Genomic DNA, 16,827 nt, shown 5'->3' on the forward strand with positions numbered 1-16,827 from the left:
GTTTCAATCGTCGAGCAGACCTGTGCGCTCTGATTCCTCGATTACTCAAAGCCGTGATGCAGGCTAAACCTTGTCCAAGAGGGGTATTTCAAGCCTTAATTGAGCAAGAGACATAATCAGGAAAGTTAATGCAAACGCTTTACCATCTTTGCTTTGAGCCAGGCCATCACGAATAACCTGAACAGCGGTTCTGCCATCCGGCGATTTTGCGCCCGGATCAGGTTTACCCACACGTTTGGGATCGATATGAAATACAAAAGTATCATCGGTCATGCTGCGTATAAAAAAATAAGTGCTGCCCGCTCTTTGTGAAGCTAATGCCTCTTTAGCCCGGCTTTGTGCCTCCTCACGGCTCAGCTTGCCACTGGCTTCCAGCTCCTGATAATGCGTTAGCTGGGCTTTTGCCAAATCCAGCAGCTGAACAATTTGCGCCCGGCGCTCCTGCATCATACTTTGACGCAACTGATACAAGCCTCCGGCCCCCATAATCATGATGCCAGATAAAGCAGCAATCACAATGATCCAGATCCGTGTTCTGAGTTTCATTATCTGTACTTCCATTAGTTAAACACATCAATGCACAAATGATTCTGAAGAAAAAATCAGGCCGCAAACATAACGATAGCCAAAATGAAACAACATGCTTATGTTTTTTTACAAAAAAAAATTTAAAACACGGCCAATCCCTCAACGTACCAAAGCGGCACCCCTGTCGCACAGTAAAAACAAACCATAATAAATACAATAATAAAAAACCCTGGTGATTTTAATTTATCATCCGTAAATACAGATTATCCTGATTCAAGCACGCCATACGTATTAAATTAGATTAATCCGATTTTAAAAAATCAAAAAAAGAGAAAATCACCGTCAAAAAACTTTAAATAAAGACAGAGAAATAAAATTATATTTTTATAAATAACACCCCAAGAGTCAATTCGCATTTTTTTAAAAAAACACATTAAAAAACAATGGCCATCCGGGGAATAAATCAAAAAACCCAGCAAACAAAATATTCAATATGAATAAATAAAACGGATAAATTACCATGTCATTAGTTACACCAGACAACAAAGCCGCTAAGCAAACCGGGCCAAAGGTCGTAAAATAGACAGATACGTGCCATCCATAAGCAGCATGCCCAAGGGCGGCTGCAAGCAGGCTGATCTGCAAAAAACTTAAGCATCATCGCTTTTCCGCGCTGCTTCCTTATTGCCCTTGAACAATGGAAGCAGCAGAAAAAAGAGCTATATTGCACCGCCCCAAAAAACCATGACGCAGCTGCATGACACCGAACACGATTAATTATTTAGGAAACACCGATATGGCCCCGCAAGAAATCTCTCTGGATGTATTACTGGAAAAGTATGCCAAGGGCGAAGAAGCCTCGATTAGCGACGTGCAGGCGCGCGTTGCCAGCGCTTTGGCCAGCGTAGAGCAGCCTGATTTTAAAGCTTACTTTGAAGAGAAGTTTTTATGGGCGCAGCAAAATGGTTTTGTACCGGCTGGCCGTATTAACTCTGCCGCGGGTATGGATTTGCACGCCACGCTGATCAACTGCTTTGTGCAGCCCGTGGGCGATTCGGTTTCTGGCATCACTGATGGCAAGCCAAGCATTTACACCGCGCTTTCTGATGCGGCAGAAACCATGCGCCGTGGCGGTGGTGTGGGCTACGATTTCTCGACCATTCGCCCTAAAGATTCACTGGTGCGCGGCACACGCTCCCGCGCTTCCGGCCCGGTTTCCTTTATGCAGGTGTTTAATGCATCGTGCTCAACAGTTGAATCTGCTGGTGCGCGGCGCGGCGCGCAGATGGGCGTTTTGCGTGGCGACCACCCGGATATCCTGGAATTTATCCGCTCTAAAGATCAGGGCGGGCTGACTAATTTTAATATCTCGATCGGGGTCACCGACGAGTTTATGGAAGCCGTTAACCAGGACAAAGACTTCTGCCTCGTGCACAAAGCCGAGCCAGGCCCGGAAAAAATCGCGGCGGGCGCTTATCTGCGTGAAGACGGCCTGTGGGTACACCAAACCATCCGCGCACGCGCGCTTTGGGATGAGGTGATGAAATCCACTTACGATCATGCCGAGCCGGGCATCTTGTTTTTATCCCGCATGAATGCGGATAACAATCTGTATTACTGCGAAACCATCGAAGCCACCAACCCCTGCGCCGAGCAGCCTTTGCCGGATTACGGCTGCTGCTGCCTGGGCTCGGTTAACCTCACCCGCTTTGTAAAATCGCCTTTTTCCAGCGATGTGAGCTTTGATTTTGAAGGCTTTCAGGAGGTCGTCAGCATCGCAATCCGCATGCTGGATAATGTGCTGGAAGCCACCGCCTGGCCGCTGCCACAGCAAAAAGCCGAAGCCATGTCCAAACGCCGCATTGGTCTGGGCTATCTGGGCCTGGGCAGCACGCTGGTGATGATGGGCCTGCGTTACGATTCCGATGCGGGCCGCGCACTGGCGCAGAAAATATCCGAGGTGATGCGCGATGCGGCTTACCTGGCATCGGTGGATTTAGCCAAAGAAAAAGGCGCATTCACCCTGTTTGACAGCAATAAATACCTTGCAGGTAATTTTGCGAAACGCCTGCCCAAAGCCATCCGAGCCGCCATTGCCAAGCATGGCCTGCGCAACTCACATCTCTTATCCATTGCGCCCACTGGCACGATTACACTGGCCTTTGCGGACAACGCCTCCAACGGTATCGAGCCAGCTTTCTCATGGGTGTATAACCGCAAAAAACGCATGAGCGACGGCACAACGCAAACTTATGAAGTGGCTGATCACGCATGGCGCCTGTATCGCCATATGGGCAACGATGTATCGGATGACAGCAAGCTGCCCGCGCCCTTTGTGACCGCGCTGAATATGTCGGCCAGCGATCATATGAAGATGCTGGAAGTGGTGCAGCCCTTTATTGATTCGGCGATTTCTAAAACAGTGAATGTGCCTGCTGAATATCCTTACGCAGATTTCCAGAATCTGTATATGGATGCATGGCGTGCGGGCCTGAAAGGCCTTGCCACTTATCGTCCGAACAGCATTTTAGGCAGCGTATTGTCGGTTGCCAGCGAAGCGCCTGCAGCGGCAGAAGCCGAGGTGCTGCCGGATGATGATTTACTGCGCAAGCAGTTTGACCGCCGCCCCAATGGCGATCTGGAATCTGTAACTTCCAAAATCGTGTATATGACGTACGAAGGTAAAAAAGTGGTTTACCTCACCGTTAGCTTTATCCATATCACCGGTATGGTAGGCGGCGAGCTGGTCACGATTGAGCGCCCATTTGAATTCTTTATGCCAGCCAGCCAAAAAAGCGAAGATCAGCAGTGGATCACCGCCAGCATGCGCCTCTTATCCATGGCGGCACGCTCGGGTGGATCGATCGCTAAATCGCTGGCCGATATGCGCGAAGTCATTTGGGGCAAAGGCACCGTACGTTGCGGCATGATTAATAAGGAAGATGGCACGCAAGCGCCTTTATTCCACGAGTCTGAAGTGGCTGCGATTGGCTATGCCCTGCAGCAAATTCTGACCAAACGGGGCTTTCTGGATGCATCCGGCAATCAGGTTCCAACTAAACTACTGGCCGAGCGATTCAAAAACAAGCATATGACTTATATGATTGACGAAAGCCATTATGAAGCTCCCTTGGCGCCGGTCAGCCCGATTGCCACCGGCAAAAAATGCCCCGAATGCGGTGCTTATGCCTTACAAAAAGTAGACGGCTGCAGCCGCTGTGTATCCTGCGGCTTTGTTGGAGCGTGTGGTTGATTTAGTTTTTTGTAAGCAATAAAAAACCCGCTATTTGCCCGTAAAGGCGTAAATAGCGGGCTTTTTTTCGCCCTGGATTTTAGATTTTAAACATGCATATTCGTCATACAAAACTCAGCGATTGAAACACTGATCCACCAAAAAGATCGGTGTTTTAGCAAGAAAAACGATGTACATATGCGCTAATTTAAACGAGCTTTAAGTGTTATCAAAAAATTCTTGTTTTCCACCATTCGCCTTCTCATTAAGGAAGTCACCCCCTCAGGCCACTTGGTTACACAAGCCTTATTTTAGCTTACAAATACCCACAACACTTTTAGTGCTCCCCCCGGATCAGGTCATGAAAGCACGGCGCGATATGTCATGAACTTGTCATGTAAACACGTTAACTTACGCAGAATTAATGCCACTAGTACTCAATCAGGCATTTGACAAGCACAATTTTGTGACCGGAATTTCTGAGGAGTTATAAATTGTTAGATGAAATGCAAGCTTCCCGCCGCCAAGCCTTAAAATTATTCTCCAGCATTCCACTTTTACCACTGGGTGGTGCTTCAGCCGCATCCGTGCTCATGACCGCCTGTGGTGGCGATAGCGATACCACGACAGTCACTCCACCGGCCACAGTCAGCTTTGAATCAGCCAGCTTCAGCAGCATGGCAGCCCCTGGCGTTGCAGACCCTTACGCAATGGGCACCACCAGCGTTGGCTCCGCACTGAATGTAAAACTGAGCGATGGCACTACCCAAAGCTTTAAACTGGCTTACAAGCCTTTCTTTATCACGGGTGATTATGTTCCTGATGGTAAGGGCGGCTATATGCTCTCCGGTGGCTATGTGGATATCAACAACAAGCCGATTCTGGACACGTCTGTAGCGGGCCTTGAAAGACAATTCTTCTCTGATTGTGCTGACGGTACATCACTGATTAATCTGGATAAAACAACTGTTGCCGGTATTAAGGGCAAAGCGGTGTTTGCGGTTGTTCAGTTTGAATACACCACGAACAACCAAGCAGGCCAAAGCATGTATGGCCAACTGCCTTCCCCTATCGCCGTGCTGACGCTGGATCAAGATCAGGCCACAGGTAAGCTGACACTGGTTAAATACCATAATGTAGATACCTCAGCGGCACATATGCTGTGGATCACCTGTGGTGCCAGCATGTCGCCATGGAATACCCACCTTTCCAGCGAAGAATACGAGCCGGATGCTTTTTTTGCCGCAACAGATGCGCAATTTAAAGGCTTCAGTAAAAATGTATTTGGCGATGAAACCAAAGCCAACCCTTACCACTACGGCCACCTGCCAGAAGTAACGGTTAACCCGGATGGTACTGGCTCGATCAAAAAACATTACTGCCTGGGCCGTATCTCACACGAGCTGATTCAGGTTATGCCGGATAACCGCACCGCTTTAATGGGTGACGATGCAACCAACAGCGGCTTGTTTATTTTCGTTGCAGATAAAGAAAAAGATCTGTCTTCTGGCTCGCTGTACGTGGCCAAAGTAGGTACAGGTTTCTCTATCGACCCGGCAGCACCCGGTGCCGCACTGACATGGATTAAGCTTGGCTCCGCCACCAGCGCAGAAATCGAAAAAATGGCTGATACCCTCAAGCCAAACCAAATCATGACGGTTGTCAGCAAAGACCCTGCAGATGCAAGCTTTACCAAGATCTACAACGGCGGCAAAGTTGAATGGATCAAAATCATACCAGGCATGGAAAAAGCAGCGGCCTTCCTTGAAACCCACCGTTACGCCAGCTTTGTGGGTGCCAGCATGGTATTCACCAAGATGGAAGGCACCACAGTTAACGCAAAAGACAAGATCGCTTACTCTGCGCTGCAAAACATCCAAAGCTCAATGGTTAAAGGCGATAAAGCCAATAACCCAAATGACAGCGTGGGACTGGAAAAAGCATTAAAAGCAGGTGGCGTCATGGCACACACCTTAGCAGGCGGCCAAAAAGACTTAGGCGGCGCAGCCATCAACAGCGAATGGGTACCGGTAAAAACCAAAGCCCTGATCGTTGGTGAAGATATTGCCAAAGATGCTTTAGGTAATACAGCAAATGTAGACAAGATTGCCAACCCGGATAATCTGAAATTCTCAGAAAAACTGCGTACCTTGTTTATTGGTGAAGACAGCAGCCAGCACGTAAATAACTTTGTGTGGGCTTACAATATCGACACCAAAGTGCTTTCACGTCTGATTTCTATGCCTGCTGGTGCAGAAGCAACTGGTCTGGTGGTTGCCGATGATGTAAATGGCTGGACCTATATCATGAGCAACTTCCAGCACCCGGGTGACTGGATTAGCTCAATGGACAAAGCCGCAATTGCAGCTGTTAACCCAATTGTAAACAGCAACTACAAAAACAAATTTGGTTGCGCTGTAGGTTATCTGACTGCTGAAGCATCCAGCATGAAGCTGTCTAAAGTTTAAACATTCAGCTATAAATTAAAAAACAGCAAGTGGCGGGCAACCCGCTGCTTGCTGTTTTTTTTTGTTAAATCAATTCATAGACAGGCTTCAATGTAAGCAGCAAAGCAGCAAGTGCTGCGGCTATTTTGCTATTCAGCTCATCCAGATACGCGGCTTCAAGGGCAATATCTGCCACCTGCATACTTGCCTTCGAGGCAACAGCAGCCTTTCGCAGTTTTTTATGATTGCCCTCCAGCGCTGTTAAGCGCTCAAGATGAGCGGCTACCTCAGGGTAGTGATCTTTGGCCGCCCTGATCACAAAAGCATTTCCGCCACTGCCCTCACACTTATCGGCCTTTAATAATAAAGAAGCGCCAACCAGCCGGTGCGCCTTATCCACGATGCCTGCAAAACGCATAGAAAAGTGCTCATCGTGATAGCGACAAATGTCGTACCCCTCTGCTGAATCAGGCGCTAAATCACGAATAAAACCTGTCGCCCGCTTCAGATTACTCAGATCGTGCTCCAGCTCATACAGCTTTTCAAATTGCTTAGCTGCATAGCTTTCTTGCGGGCTGGCATAAAAACGCCCGCCTGCTTGCACCGCTTTCAGCATGCTTTGATAAGAGGCCCAAAAAGGGCGTAAAGAATGCAAGGCATTGTGCTCAGTTAACATGACTAATCCGTATTAATAAACCAGTAAAGATTGCTATCAGAAAGCTTTATGCGCGGGTCAAATCCATTTTTTGCCCGCCGATAAAAATTTAACCATCAGGGAGCGCTCTTTACCCACCCAATCTCCCGCGCTGTTTTTTCGCCTATCAGCGTCCGGCCCAAATGATCAGGAATCACCGCCAGCACTTCACTCACCGGCACGCGCCCACCCATCAGCTCGGCAAACCCCTGGGGGTAACGCGGCTGCTGATCCGGTTCGGCAAAGCCATCCGGATAGATGGGCATATTGCTGCTCAGATCATATTTATCTGTGGCATTCAAGGTATGCAGCAGCTCGTGGCCTGTGATCACCAGGTTTTGCCTGGCATAAGAGCGATCACCAAAAAGATTAATCCGCCCGATCCGCCCCTTATTCAGCGCAGTGGAATGGCTAAGCTGAGGGTGAGTGGCCGGATCGTAATAGAGTAAATACAGGCGGATATCCGGTGGCACGCTCACTTTAGGGCTGTTGGCCCAAGCAAAGTATCTGAATTTCAGGCTCCACAGCACCGTGCTTAAAACACTGCCATCCGCGGGCGGCGCAGGCGGAACCTCTTTGACTTCAGCCCCCAGCTGAAATTCAAATGGCCTGTGAACAGCCAGCTGATATTGCTTAGCCTCGGCCGCAAAATACTGGCTCAGCGGCTCAAAATCATCCTTACTTAAGGTTTGCAAATAGGCACTCACCCTGGCACTGCCGCTGACATTCACCGGGTATACCGCCACATATAAATTCTTTTTCCATTCCAGCGCACTTTTATCCAGCCACATCCACTGAGCAACCTTGGCCAGAATCAGCAATAAAATCACGACTCTAATTTTTTTCCACATAACAAACCTGTTTAAATAAAATCATAAATATAAATAACCAATAAAATATTTTTTACCTGCCATGTTGTTTTTTACGATGCTTTTTGCAATACAGCAGCACAAACGCTTCAGTATACTTTGTGAATTATCGCCCATTACTTATCCGCTATGAATCAATCTGTTTTTTTCCTAAAAACCCTCGGTCTTTTTACCGTCACAGCCATTGCAGAAATAGCAGGCTGCTACTTACCCTACCTGTGGCTGCGTAAGGGTGGATCGGTATTTTTATTACTACCAGCTGCTCTAAGCCTGATGATGTTTGTGTGGTTGCTGACACTACACCCTGCAGCAAGTGGCAGGGTTTATGCGGCTTACGGCGGTGTTTATGTTAGTGTGGCGGTGCTATGGCTGTGGCAGGTGGACGGCATTACGCCTGATCGCTGGGATATGATTGGCAGCCTGATCAGCTTAACCGGCATGGCCGTCATTTTACAGGCCCCCAGAGCCAGCTAGCGAGCCAAGCGCCGCCAGGTACGTGATTTTACCTACAGCCTAACGCGCAATATATTGCTTAACATCATCAAATTAAAAGCACTCACTGCTAACATCGTTCTTTGTGGAGGTTTTATCTGATGAAAAACGTTAGAATCGAGCACGATTTATTAGGCGAAAAAGAAGTTCCTTTTGATGCTTACTATGGCATCCACACTCAGCGAGCCATAGAAAATTTCAAAATATCACAAGCCAGAATCAGCGATAACCCCATTATGGTAAAAGCATTGGCCAAAACAAAAAAAGCCTGCGCTTTAGCCAATGGTGAAATTGGCACCATAGAAAAGAAAATATCTGAAGCTATTGCTAAAGCCTGCGATGAAATCATCAACAATAACCGCTGCCTGGATCAATTTCCCTGCGATGTATTTCAGGGTGGCGCAGGTACTTCGGTAAATATGAATGCCAATGAAGTGATTGCCAATTTAGCCTTAGAATTACAAGGCCACGGCAAAGGCGAATATCAGTATATTCACCCCAATGATCACGTTAATAAATGCCAATCCACCAATGATGCCTACCCAACCGCATTCAGAGTAGCGCTGTTTGATCATTTGCTGATTTTAATGCGGCATATGGAAACGCTGCAACAAAGCTTTATTGCCAAATCAATTGAATTTAAAGACATACTTAAAATGGGCCGCACTCAGCTGCAGGACGCGGTTCCGATGTCTTTAGGGCAAGAATTTCATGCCTTTGCCACATTAATTAAAGAAGATATCCGCTTAATCGGGCAAATAAAAAACCTGTTGCTCGAAATTAACCTGGGTGCTACCGCCATTGGCACAGGGATTAACGCCCCTGCAGAATACCGCGAAATTGCCGTAAAAAAACTCTGCGAAATCACCGGCCACGCTTTTACTTCTTCTGAAGATTTAATTGAAGCCACTTCAGATTGCGGTGCTTATGTGATGGTTTCAAGCGCATTAAAACGCACCGCCACCAAATTATCGATGATATGCAATGATTTGCGCCTCTTATCATCCGGCCCTCGTGCAGGCTTAAAAGAAATTAATCTGCCAGAATTGCAAGCAGGCTCCAGTATTATGCCTGCCAAAGTAAACCCTGTGATGCCAGAAGTCGTGAATCAGGTTTGCTTTAAAGTAATCGGCAATGATTTAACCATTACCATGGCAGCAGAAGCAGGACAATTGCAGCTCAATGTAATGGAGCCGGTGATTGCATCATCCTTATTTGAATCCATCCATTTACTGCAAAATGCCATGTTGGGGCTAAAAGAGAAATGCATCGATGGCATTAGCGCCAATGCAGAAACCTGCCGCCGTAATGTACTCAACAGCATCGCCATTGTCACCTACCTAGATCCTGTTCTGGGCCATGCTAAATGCGATGAAATTGGCAAAATTTGCGCGCAAACCGGGCAAACAGTGATGGAAGTGTGCTTAGAGAAAAAGCTGCTCAGCCAGACGCAATTAAATGATATTTTCTCAAATGAAAATCTGCTTAATCCGCAATATTTGGGCAAGCGTTATTAATCCTTTCAGGCATTAATACAAAAGCCTGCTTAAAAACCCCAGTCCTGTTTAACAGAATTGGGGTTTATTTTTACAGGCTGCACAAGCCCCTCCGCGGCCTTACGGCCCCAACGGGTATGCCGCCTGTGTAAGTGACCCCGTAGATAATAATTGCCATTGTCTGCACAGAAGCAGCCTCAGTTTGCCAAAGCACTGCTGGCACGAACAGCATGGCGCTTCGTACCTGCGGGCCAATCAAAAAATGATTTAAACATTCAGTTCACTTAAATAGCGATAACTTTGTTGAATGCTATCAAATGGCAACTTTGCAACATCGTGTTCAACAAAGTAATGCTGAACGCCTGCGCGGGATGACAAAGATAATTGCTGTTTCCAATCAATCACCCCCGGCCCTACTTCGCTTAATTCTGTGAATACCTGATCAAAAGACAATGCAACTCTAAAATCCTGTTTTGGTAATCTTTTTAGCTGCTTCAAGTGCACTAAGGGAAAACGACTTGGGTACCGCAGAAAATAATCTTCAGGGTCCTTTCCGGCAAGGGTAATCCAGCATAGGTCCAGCTCCATCTTTACCAAATCTGCATCACACTCCTGCAGCAGAATATCGTAAGGAAGAACACCATTGAGTGGCACAAATTCAAAATGATGGTTGTGGTAGCAAAACTGAATTCCAGCCTGTTTACACTGCTCTCCCGCCCGATTAAATATCTCAGCAATACGCTTCCACCCATCAGGCCGTTCACGAATAGCCGCATCAATCCAAGGGTTTACCAGATATAGATGGCCAAGTTGCTGAGCATTTTCAATGGTTTCAGCAAGTGGTGATCCTAAATCTTGGTAGACGATATGCGCCGCAGGTGCAGTTATGCCTAATTCATCTAAAAGCAGCCGAATATCTCGTGGCTTCTTTTCAAAATAGCCTGCAAATTCAACTTCTTTAAAGCCAATAGACGCAACCCTCTCCAGCGTTTTTTGAAGGTTCTCGTTCATTTCTGCACGTAATGTATAAAGCTGAACGCCGATATTCTTTAATTTCCCCTTCATAAGCCCATCCAAAATAAGTTGTAATTCCTTGCTCTACCACTGAATAAGCTCGTAGCTATGAATCACAGGGCATTTCGTACTTTCCCACTAAGCAATGGGTAAACAATTCAGATAACGCGCCAACTCTGCAGGCGTTTTAAACCGCAGCACCTGCAAATGGCGATAGGCTGGGTCTGCAATCATTTCCGAATATTGTTTTTTTCTTAAGGCATAGGTTTGCCATGCCCATAAAATAATAGAGTCTTTGCTGAAAAAATTATTCTTTAACGTTTCGGTATTGCCCGCCCACAATTTTTCTTTTTTAATCCCACGCAAAAATGAACGTTTAATCACCCTCCACATAACTGTTGCTAAAGAATAATCCAGCCAGATCAATTGCTGGGCATTACCCCAGCTTAAATCTTTAAGCTCCAGATAATTGCCATTCATTACCCAGGCAGAATGGCTGTTTATGGCATTTTCCACCCTGGCTCTGAAGAGTGACGCCCCCGCTGGTGTCCAATTCTCCTGCCAATATAAAGCATCTAATTCAATATCAGCCAGCTGCAAACGCCTTGCTAAATCCCTAGCCAGCGTGCTTTTGCCTGAGCCGCTAGTGCCAATAATCAAAATTTTAGAATACAAATTCACAGCGCATCGCCTTTAGAAAATCAAACCAAAGCGGCCAGCAAGGCCTGATTCTGTGTCTGAGCTTTTAAAACTGAAGCCTTTAAATCCGGATATATGGCTTGAATATCAGATAAATTAGCATTGGCATTTTCTATTGCAACCGCAATCATGGCAGACACCAAATAAGCACCGGCAACGATATCGGCCACGATAGATAATTTGATATCCGGTTTAATCTCACAACAAAGCTGCAAAATATCATTTCCCATGGCCGAAATTGTAATCCCCAATTGGGTGGCCGATACCACAGCTTGTTCAATACTTTTTAAGCGTAAAGTTTGCTCTGCTACGGTCGATACAGGCAACTTATACGCGGCAAGAAATTGAAAAAATGCCTCTGCATCTTGCTGCGCATAATTCAGGCATTGCGCGGCATAGCCCAATAAACGCCCTTCTGCCTCTTGTAATACGGCTAATTCTGGTTTGGATTTTAATGTAATCCGAATCGCCTTTAATAATAAGGCAATTCCCATGTGGGCAGATACGCATGCCACGCATCCGCCACCTGGCACAGCATCTGTTGAAGCCGCTGTTTCAAATAAATCAGCTAATGAATCGGGTAATATATATGCGCTCATTGCAGATCAACCGCCTTTATTAAATTTGCAAAAATCATGGCATTGGTCACCGCACCTGCGCCTTTGGGCACAGGTGTAACAAATACGCCCAGATCAGATAATTCGGCACTATTTACATCGCCCGAAGTTTTGCCATTGATAAATGAAATACCACAATCAATCACAATTTGCCCTGCTTTAAACCACTCACTTTTTACCGTACCGGCAATGCCAATCGCCGTCATCACAATATCAGTTTGTGCAATCGCCATTTCAATATCAATCGCCGCTGTTTTTGAATGACACACCGTCACCGTAGCATTACGATTAATCAGCATTTCCAACAATGGCCTGCCTACTGTCCTGCCCCGGCCTAAAATACATACTTTTTTGCCTGAAACCGCAGTCAGCGATTCAAGAATATACAAAGCCGCAGCGGGTGTAGCCGGGGCAATAGCACTTTGCTCGTGATTAGTAAACAGAGCGTTGGTATTTTTAAAGCCCAGACCATCAATATCTTTATATTGGGCAATTTCATTTAGCAATATATCAGAATCAAGATGGGCAAAAACAGGTAAGCCAATCACAATACCATGCACATTTTTATCCTGATTTAATTGCCGTATTTTTTCCAGCACCGTATCAAGGCTTACATCATGACCAAAGATAAATGATTCATATAAAACCCCCAGCTCAGCAGCTTGCCTTTTTTTAGTCTCTGCATAAGATAAAACACCCGCATCAGATGTAGCCAAAATTTCGCAGAGTTTAGGCGCAATACCGCGCTGTTTTAATTCTTTAACAGCTTGAACATTGAAAGCATTCAGTTCTTTTGCGAGTGCAAGACAATCAATTCATTATTTATCCCTGAAGCGAGGCCCTGAATGCGCGAAGTCTAAGTCTATGCCTGAGTTAAACACAAACCCATTGTCATAAAAACAACCTAATACTTACTGCAACTTGAATTAAAACACAACTCTGGTATATGATCCGCTACGGGTCTGCAGCTCACCCAGGCGTCGCCAGTTCATATGAACTACGCTAAACCTGCTTTGGCGAATTAAATCTTTGAATCAAAGCTTGGCCCGAACCCTAGTGCCAAGCCGTAACGGCGACCAGCGGCAGTCTTTTCAGACTCAGGCACGACAGGAGATTCGACCATGTCGCGCACCACCTATCCTTTTTATACCTCTGATATTTCCGCCCTTGCACGCTCGCTCAAGCAGCAATGGGCGCTTGAGCCTGCCGCACCTGGCCACTTGCAAATTCTCAATATGCTGGCACGCGCTGCTGGTTTTAGTAATTTCCAGCACTTACGCGCTGCCGCAGAAACACCAGCCCCTGCTGCAAGTAACACCTTTTCTATTCTGACCAAACGTCTGCTGCGGCATTTTAATGAACAGGGCCGTTTAATCCGCTGGCCAACGAAGTTTTCTGAGCAGCTGCCCTGCATCTGGCCAATCTGGGCCAGCATTCCCGCCAGCCAGGAAATGAGCGAAAAAGCCGCGAATGAATGGATTAAAAGCGCAGAAGCCATCGGCGATCACGTACTGCTGCGCCGCGAGCTGGTGAATTACAAACTGATCACCCGCACCCCGGATTGCCGCGTTTACCAAAGGCTGGAGCAGGATATTCCGCAAGAATTGCTGGAATTTATGGCAGAGATAGAGCGGCGTAAGGCAGCAGCTGGCGATTAGACGTACGCTAATAGCCGCTTTGCAAGGAGCGCAATGATTAAACCGTTGTGCTCCTCTGGCGCAAGTGCAAAAGATAAACGATTTGCTCGCAAACAAAGTTTTAATTCGTACCTTAAATTGCTGCAGGTCTGGCAATAAGCTAATCCCCCGCCAGATCTGCCGTATTGCGGCAAAGAATCCTGTACTTTCAACAACAAGCCCTGAAGGGGCGTCAAATCATAATTGCTGTATACGCCCTAGCTTTCACCTTATTTCCACACAGAGCCTGCCAAAGTCTCATGGCAAATTGCTGAAGTATTTTGTAGTGAATTTCATTCCCCCGCCGGACCTGAACTGCGTTTTTATCATAATTAGAACCATTGCCCAGCTGCCCATAGCAAATATCTGCAACCAAAACCGGAAGCTGATAACACCCACAAAAAAACGGCAGGTTTCCCCGCCGTTTTTTAGCTCAAGCTCAATAGAATCAGCACTCCACAATATTCACCGGCACTTCAATCACATTAATGGCCAGGCCGCCGCGGGCGGTTTCTTTGTATTTGGTGTTCATATCCCGGCCGGTGTCGCGCATGGTTTTGATCACGCGATCAAGCGATACAAAGTGCTGGCCATCGCCGCGCAGCGCCATGCGGGCGGCGTTGATGGCTTTGATTGATGCCATGGCATTGCGCTCAATGCAGGGTACTTGCACGAGCCCCCCTACCGGATCGCAAGTCAGGCCCAGATTATGCTCCATGCCAATTTCTGCTGCGTTTTCGACCTGCTCGGGCGTGCCGCCCAGCACTTCTGCCAGCGCACCTGCCGCCATCGAGCAAGCAGAGCCCACTTCGCCCTGGCAACCCACTTCTGCACCAGAAATAGAAGCATTCAGCTTAAACAAGATACCTATCGCGCCAGCAGTCAGAAAGAAACGCACTATGCCGTCGTCAGTTGGATTCGGTGTAAAGCGGGCGTAATAGTGCATCACGGCGGGGATAATGCCTGCTGCGCCATTGGTGGGCGCAGTTACCACCCGGCCACCGCCGGCATTTTCTTCGTTAACCGCCAGCGCGTACAAATTTACCCAATCGAGCACGGTGAGCGGATCACGCAGCGCGGCCTCCGGGGAGGCCAGCAGTTTTTGATACATATCGGCGGCACGGCGTTTTACTTTTAAGCCCCCAGGTAAAGTGCCTTCTCGTTCGCAGCCCCGTTTTACACAGGCTTGCATCACAGCCCAGATTTCCAGCAAGCCTGCACGGATTTCATCTTCGGTGCGCCAGGCCAGCTCGTTTTCCAGCATGATCTGGCTGATGGTTTTACCGTGGCGCTCGCACAGCGCCAACAGCTCGGCCCCGCTTTTAAAAGGATGCTTCAGTTCGGTCACGCCGGGTGGGTTAAAGCCCGCATCTACCGCAGCCTCATCCACCACAAAACCACCGCCCACAGAATAATAAGCACGCTTAGAGATGCTTTCGCCTGCCGCATCAAAGGCTTCAAAAATCATGCCATTCGGGTGAAATGGCAGGGTTTTACGCTTATGCAAAATCAGGTGTTCGGCCTCAATAAATGCAATATCGTGCGTGCCTAAAAGGCGGAGCCTGCGGTTTTCGCGAATGGCGGCCACCATTTCATCCACCTTATCGGTATCCACAAGGCGGGGCGATTCGCCCTGCAAGCCCAACAACACAGCGATATCCGAGCCGTGCCCCTTACCGGTTGCCCCTAAGGAGCCAAATAATTCGCTTTTTACTTTTGCGACTTTATCAAGAATGCCGTCTTTTTCTAAACGACGGGCAAAAGTGCGCGCGGCCCGCATCGGGCCAACGGTGTGCGAGCTGGATGGGCCAAGGCCGATCTTAAATAAATCAAAAACGCTGATTGCCATTTTGTGTATCCAGGATATTGCCTGCTGCTGCACTGAGCATTTGCCCATTTGCAGCGCGGCTATTGTTGATATGTATAGTCAGACAGATTGTTTTTACAGAATATCGTTCAGCACCAGCACCAAATAAGGGGCCAGTTGCCTGTATTTTCTTCAGATGGCTTATTTGAAAGCGCGCAGCTTACAAAGGTTAAGTGGCAAAGCGGCACGCGTAAACAGGGCAGACAAAAATAGCAATGCCCGCTCAGCAGTGGCCGAACGATGCCCCTCTGTCCTTTTGCCTGAGAGATTGCGGCAGATGCAGCGCACCGGCCATGCTTCCTTCGGCGAGGCAGGCTAACCTGCCTTCTCTCCAGATTGCCAACGCCATCACAGTTCTTTTGCCTGAGAGTTTCCGGGGCGATTCCCCTTCGGCGCTGCTCGCTGGAAGCAGTCTCTCCTGCAATGGCTGCGGCAAGCCCTGAAGATCAAACCGGGCATGGCCGCGTAGCAGCGGCCAATCTATTGAAGCTTGCAACGGCTGTCAACTCATGATTAGCCCAGGGACCAATAAAAAACCCCATACTTATGCTCAAGTATGGGGGAATAATAAATACAGCGGCTCAAATTATTTAAAACATGCCATTGCCATTAGCATCTTTCTCTGGCACCGCCTGAATCACATCCCAATGCTCGGTGATCTTGCCCTTTTTTACACGGAAAATATCCACCACCGCCAAACCGCGCTCACCTGCTTTATCTTGTGAATGTACATGCAACATCACCAAATCACCCTCAGCAATCACGCGCTTAATTGTGGCACGCGAATTCGGAGCATTTGTTTTAAGATAACGAATAAAATCCTGCAAAGGCTGCACGCCATTCGCCACCTCAGGATTATGCTGAATATAATCTTTAGCAATAAAGGGTAAAACCCCTTCAGCATCTAACTTATTAAATGCAATATCGTAAAATTTAAGCACCAGCGCCTTGTTTTTTTCTTCCTTAGGCCCGGCCATTGCCGTAGTGGCCAGCAACCCTAAAATCATAGTAATGAGTAATTTTTTCATTTTAAATATCCTTTGGCTGCTTATTTAAATAAAAGCAAAAAATGAAGAGCGCACGCTCTGCAAACTATAGCGATTTCTTAAAAACATTGCGTCATGTTTCCCAACTACAGTAGCAAAAATCAGCCCTCAACAGCCAGTACTCATATCACCTTACGGGCTGGAAAATAA

The 16,827-nt window shown here is 47.4% G+C and carries 14 protein-coding genes and 1 riboswitch; of the genes, 5 read left to right on the forward strand and 9 right to left on the reverse strand.

The window, feature by feature from the left end:
- Positions 1-63: 63 nt before the first annotated feature.
- Positions 64-546 (reverse strand): cache domain-containing protein, encoded by a 483-nt coding sequence (locus CSQ88_RS16270; protein ID WP_180273686.1) that lies wholly within the window; start codon positions 544-546, stop codon positions 64-66.
- A 778-nt stretch (positions 547-1,324) separates the two neighbouring features.
- Between CSQ88_RS16270 and CSQ88_RS16285 the strand changes: the two genes are divergently transcribed.
- On the forward strand, positions 1,325-3,781 hold the full coding sequence (locus CSQ88_RS16285; protein ID WP_099399141.1) for an adenosylcobalamin-dependent ribonucleoside-diphosphate reductase: 2,457 nt from the start codon (positions 1,325-1,327) through the stop codon (positions 3,779-3,781).
- 473 nt (positions 3,782-4,254) lie between these two features.
- The gene (locus CSQ88_RS16290) at positions 4,255-6,228 is read left to right on the forward strand and encodes a PhoX family phosphatase (RefSeq protein WP_257212636.1); all 1,974 of its coding nucleotides are present in this window, start codon (positions 4,255-4,257) and stop codon (positions 6,226-6,228) included.
- Between the two features lie 64 nt (positions 6,229-6,292).
- On the opposite strand, the gene CSQ88_RS16295 is transcribed toward CSQ88_RS16290, so the two are convergent.
- Both CSQ88_RS16295 and CSQ88_RS16300 read right to left on the reverse strand, forming a co-directional pair.
- Positions 6,293-6,883, reverse strand: a complete 591-nt coding sequence (locus CSQ88_RS16295) for a hypothetical protein (RefSeq protein WP_099399142.1) — start codon at positions 6,881-6,883, stop codon at positions 6,293-6,295.
- 95 nt (positions 6,884-6,978) lie between these two features.
- Complete coding sequence (locus tag CSQ88_RS16300; RefSeq protein WP_099399143.1) at positions 6,979-7,752, reverse strand: hypothetical protein; 774 nt, start codon at positions 7,750-7,752, stop codon at positions 6,979-6,981.
- Between the two features lie 147 nt (positions 7,753-7,899).
- On the opposite strand from CSQ88_RS16300, the gene CSQ88_RS16305 reads away from it, so the two are divergent.
- Both CSQ88_RS16305 and aspA read left to right on the forward strand, forming a co-directional pair.
- Positions 7,900-8,244 carry a YnfA family protein gene (locus CSQ88_RS16305; RefSeq protein WP_099399144.1) on the forward strand — a complete coding sequence of 115 codons (345 nt, stop codon included), beginning with the start codon at positions 7,900-7,902 and terminating at the stop codon, positions 8,242-8,244.
- Between the two features lie 116 nt (positions 8,245-8,360).
- Positions 8,361-9,779, forward strand: a complete 1,419-nt coding sequence (gene aspA / locus CSQ88_RS16310; protein ID WP_099399164.1) for an aspartate ammonia-lyase — start codon at positions 8,361-8,363, stop codon at positions 9,777-9,779.
- Between the two features lie 246 nt (positions 9,780-10,025).
- Here the strand turns inward: aspA and CSQ88_RS16315 are convergent, their stop codons facing one another.
- The 4 genes from CSQ88_RS16315 to CSQ88_RS16330 all read right to left on the reverse strand — a co-directional run bounded on the left by CSQ88_RS16315 (position 10,026) and on the right by CSQ88_RS16330 (position 12,903).
- A complete protein-coding gene (locus tag CSQ88_RS16315; RefSeq protein WP_099399145.1) occupies positions 10,026-10,823 on the reverse strand; it encodes a sugar phosphate isomerase/epimerase in 798 nt (265 codons plus the stop codon).
- A gap of 87 nt (positions 10,824-10,910) precedes the next feature.
- Entirely contained in the window at positions 10,911-11,453 is a 543-nt protein-coding gene (locus CSQ88_RS16320) for an adenylate kinase (protein WP_099399146.1), read from the reverse strand.
- Positions 11,454-11,473: 20 nt separating this feature from the next.
- The gene (locus tag CSQ88_RS16325; RefSeq protein ID WP_099399147.1) at positions 11,474-12,070 is read right to left on the reverse strand and encodes a cyclodeaminase/cyclohydrolase family protein; all 597 of its coding nucleotides are present in this window, start codon (positions 12,068-12,070) and stop codon (positions 11,474-11,476) included.
- The gene (locus CSQ88_RS16330; RefSeq protein ID WP_257212642.1) at positions 12,067-12,903 is read right to left on the reverse strand and encodes a bifunctional 5,10-methylenetetrahydrofolate dehydrogenase/5,10-methenyltetrahydrofolate cyclohydrolase; all 837 of its coding nucleotides are present in this window, start codon (positions 12,901-12,903) and stop codon (positions 12,067-12,069) included. Before CSQ88_RS16330 ends, CSQ88_RS16325 begins: the two co-directional genes overlap by 4 nt.
- Before the next feature lie 306 nt (positions 12,904-13,209).
- Here CSQ88_RS16330 and CSQ88_RS16335 point away from each other — a divergent pair, with 306 nt between their 5' ends.
- Positions 13,210-13,746, forward strand: a complete 537-nt coding sequence (locus CSQ88_RS16335; RefSeq protein WP_099399149.1) for a DUF2087 domain-containing protein — start codon at positions 13,210-13,212, stop codon at positions 13,744-13,746.
- A gap of 466 nt (positions 13,747-14,212) precedes the next feature.
- On the opposite strand, the gene CSQ88_RS16340 is transcribed toward CSQ88_RS16335, so the two are convergent.
- Together CSQ88_RS16340 and CSQ88_RS16350 are read right to left on the reverse strand one after the other, a co-directional pair.
- Positions 14,213-15,613, reverse strand: coding sequence for an L-serine ammonia-lyase (locus CSQ88_RS16340; protein WP_099399165.1), 1,401 nt, complete (start codon positions 15,611-15,613; stop codon positions 14,213-14,215).
- 359 nt (positions 15,614-15,972) lie between these two features.
- Positions 15,973-16,062: riboswitch (glycine riboswitch) on the reverse strand.
- Positions 16,063-16,221: 159 nt separating this feature from the next.
- Positions 16,222-16,659 carry a nuclear transport factor 2 family protein gene (locus CSQ88_RS16350; protein WP_099399151.1) on the reverse strand — a complete coding sequence of 146 codons (438 nt, stop codon included), beginning with the start codon at positions 16,657-16,659 and terminating at the stop codon, positions 16,222-16,224.
- Between the last annotated feature and the right edge of the window lie 168 nt (positions 16,660-16,827).

It is taken from the genome of Iodobacter sp. BJB302 (assembly GCF_002735645.1).
GTDB lineage: Bacteria > Pseudomonadota > Gammaproteobacteria > Burkholderiales > Chitinibacteraceae > Iodobacter.

Coding starts and splice junctions, on each gene's coding strand:
- CSQ88_RS16270 (WP_180273686.1), bottom strand. CDS start 546: ATGAAACTCAGAACACGGATCTGGATCATTGTGATTGCTGCTTTATCT.
- CSQ88_RS16285 (WP_099399141.1), top strand. CDS start 1,325: ATGGCCCCGCAAGAAATCTCTCTGGATGTATTACTGGAAAAGTATGCC.
- CSQ88_RS16295 (WP_099399142.1), bottom strand. CDS start 6,883: ATGTTAACTGAGCACAATGCCTTGCATTCTTTACGCCCTTTTTGGGCC.
- CSQ88_RS16300 (WP_099399143.1), bottom strand. CDS start 7,752: ATGTGGAAAAAAATTAGAGTCGTGATTTTATTGCTGATTCTGGCCAAG.
- CSQ88_RS16305 (WP_099399144.1), top strand. CDS start 7,900: ATGAATCAATCTGTTTTTTTCCTAAAAACCCTCGGTCTTTTTACCGTC.
- CSQ88_RS16315 (WP_099399145.1), bottom strand. CDS start 10,823: ATGAAGGGGAAATTAAAGAATATCGGCGTTCAGCTTTATACATTACGT.
- CSQ88_RS16325 (WP_099399147.1), bottom strand. CDS start 12,070: ATGAGCGCATATATATTACCCGATTCATTAGCTGATTTATTTGAAACA.
- CSQ88_RS16335 (WP_099399149.1), top strand. CDS start 13,210: ATGTCGCGCACCACCTATCCTTTTTATACCTCTGATATTTCCGCCCTT.
- CSQ88_RS16340 (WP_099399165.1), bottom strand. CDS start 15,613: ATGGCAATCAGCGTTTTTGATTTATTTAAGATCGGCCTTGGCCCATCC.
- CSQ88_RS16350 (WP_099399151.1), bottom strand. CDS start 16,659: ATGAAAAAATTACTCATTACTATGATTTTAGGGTTGCTGGCCACTACG.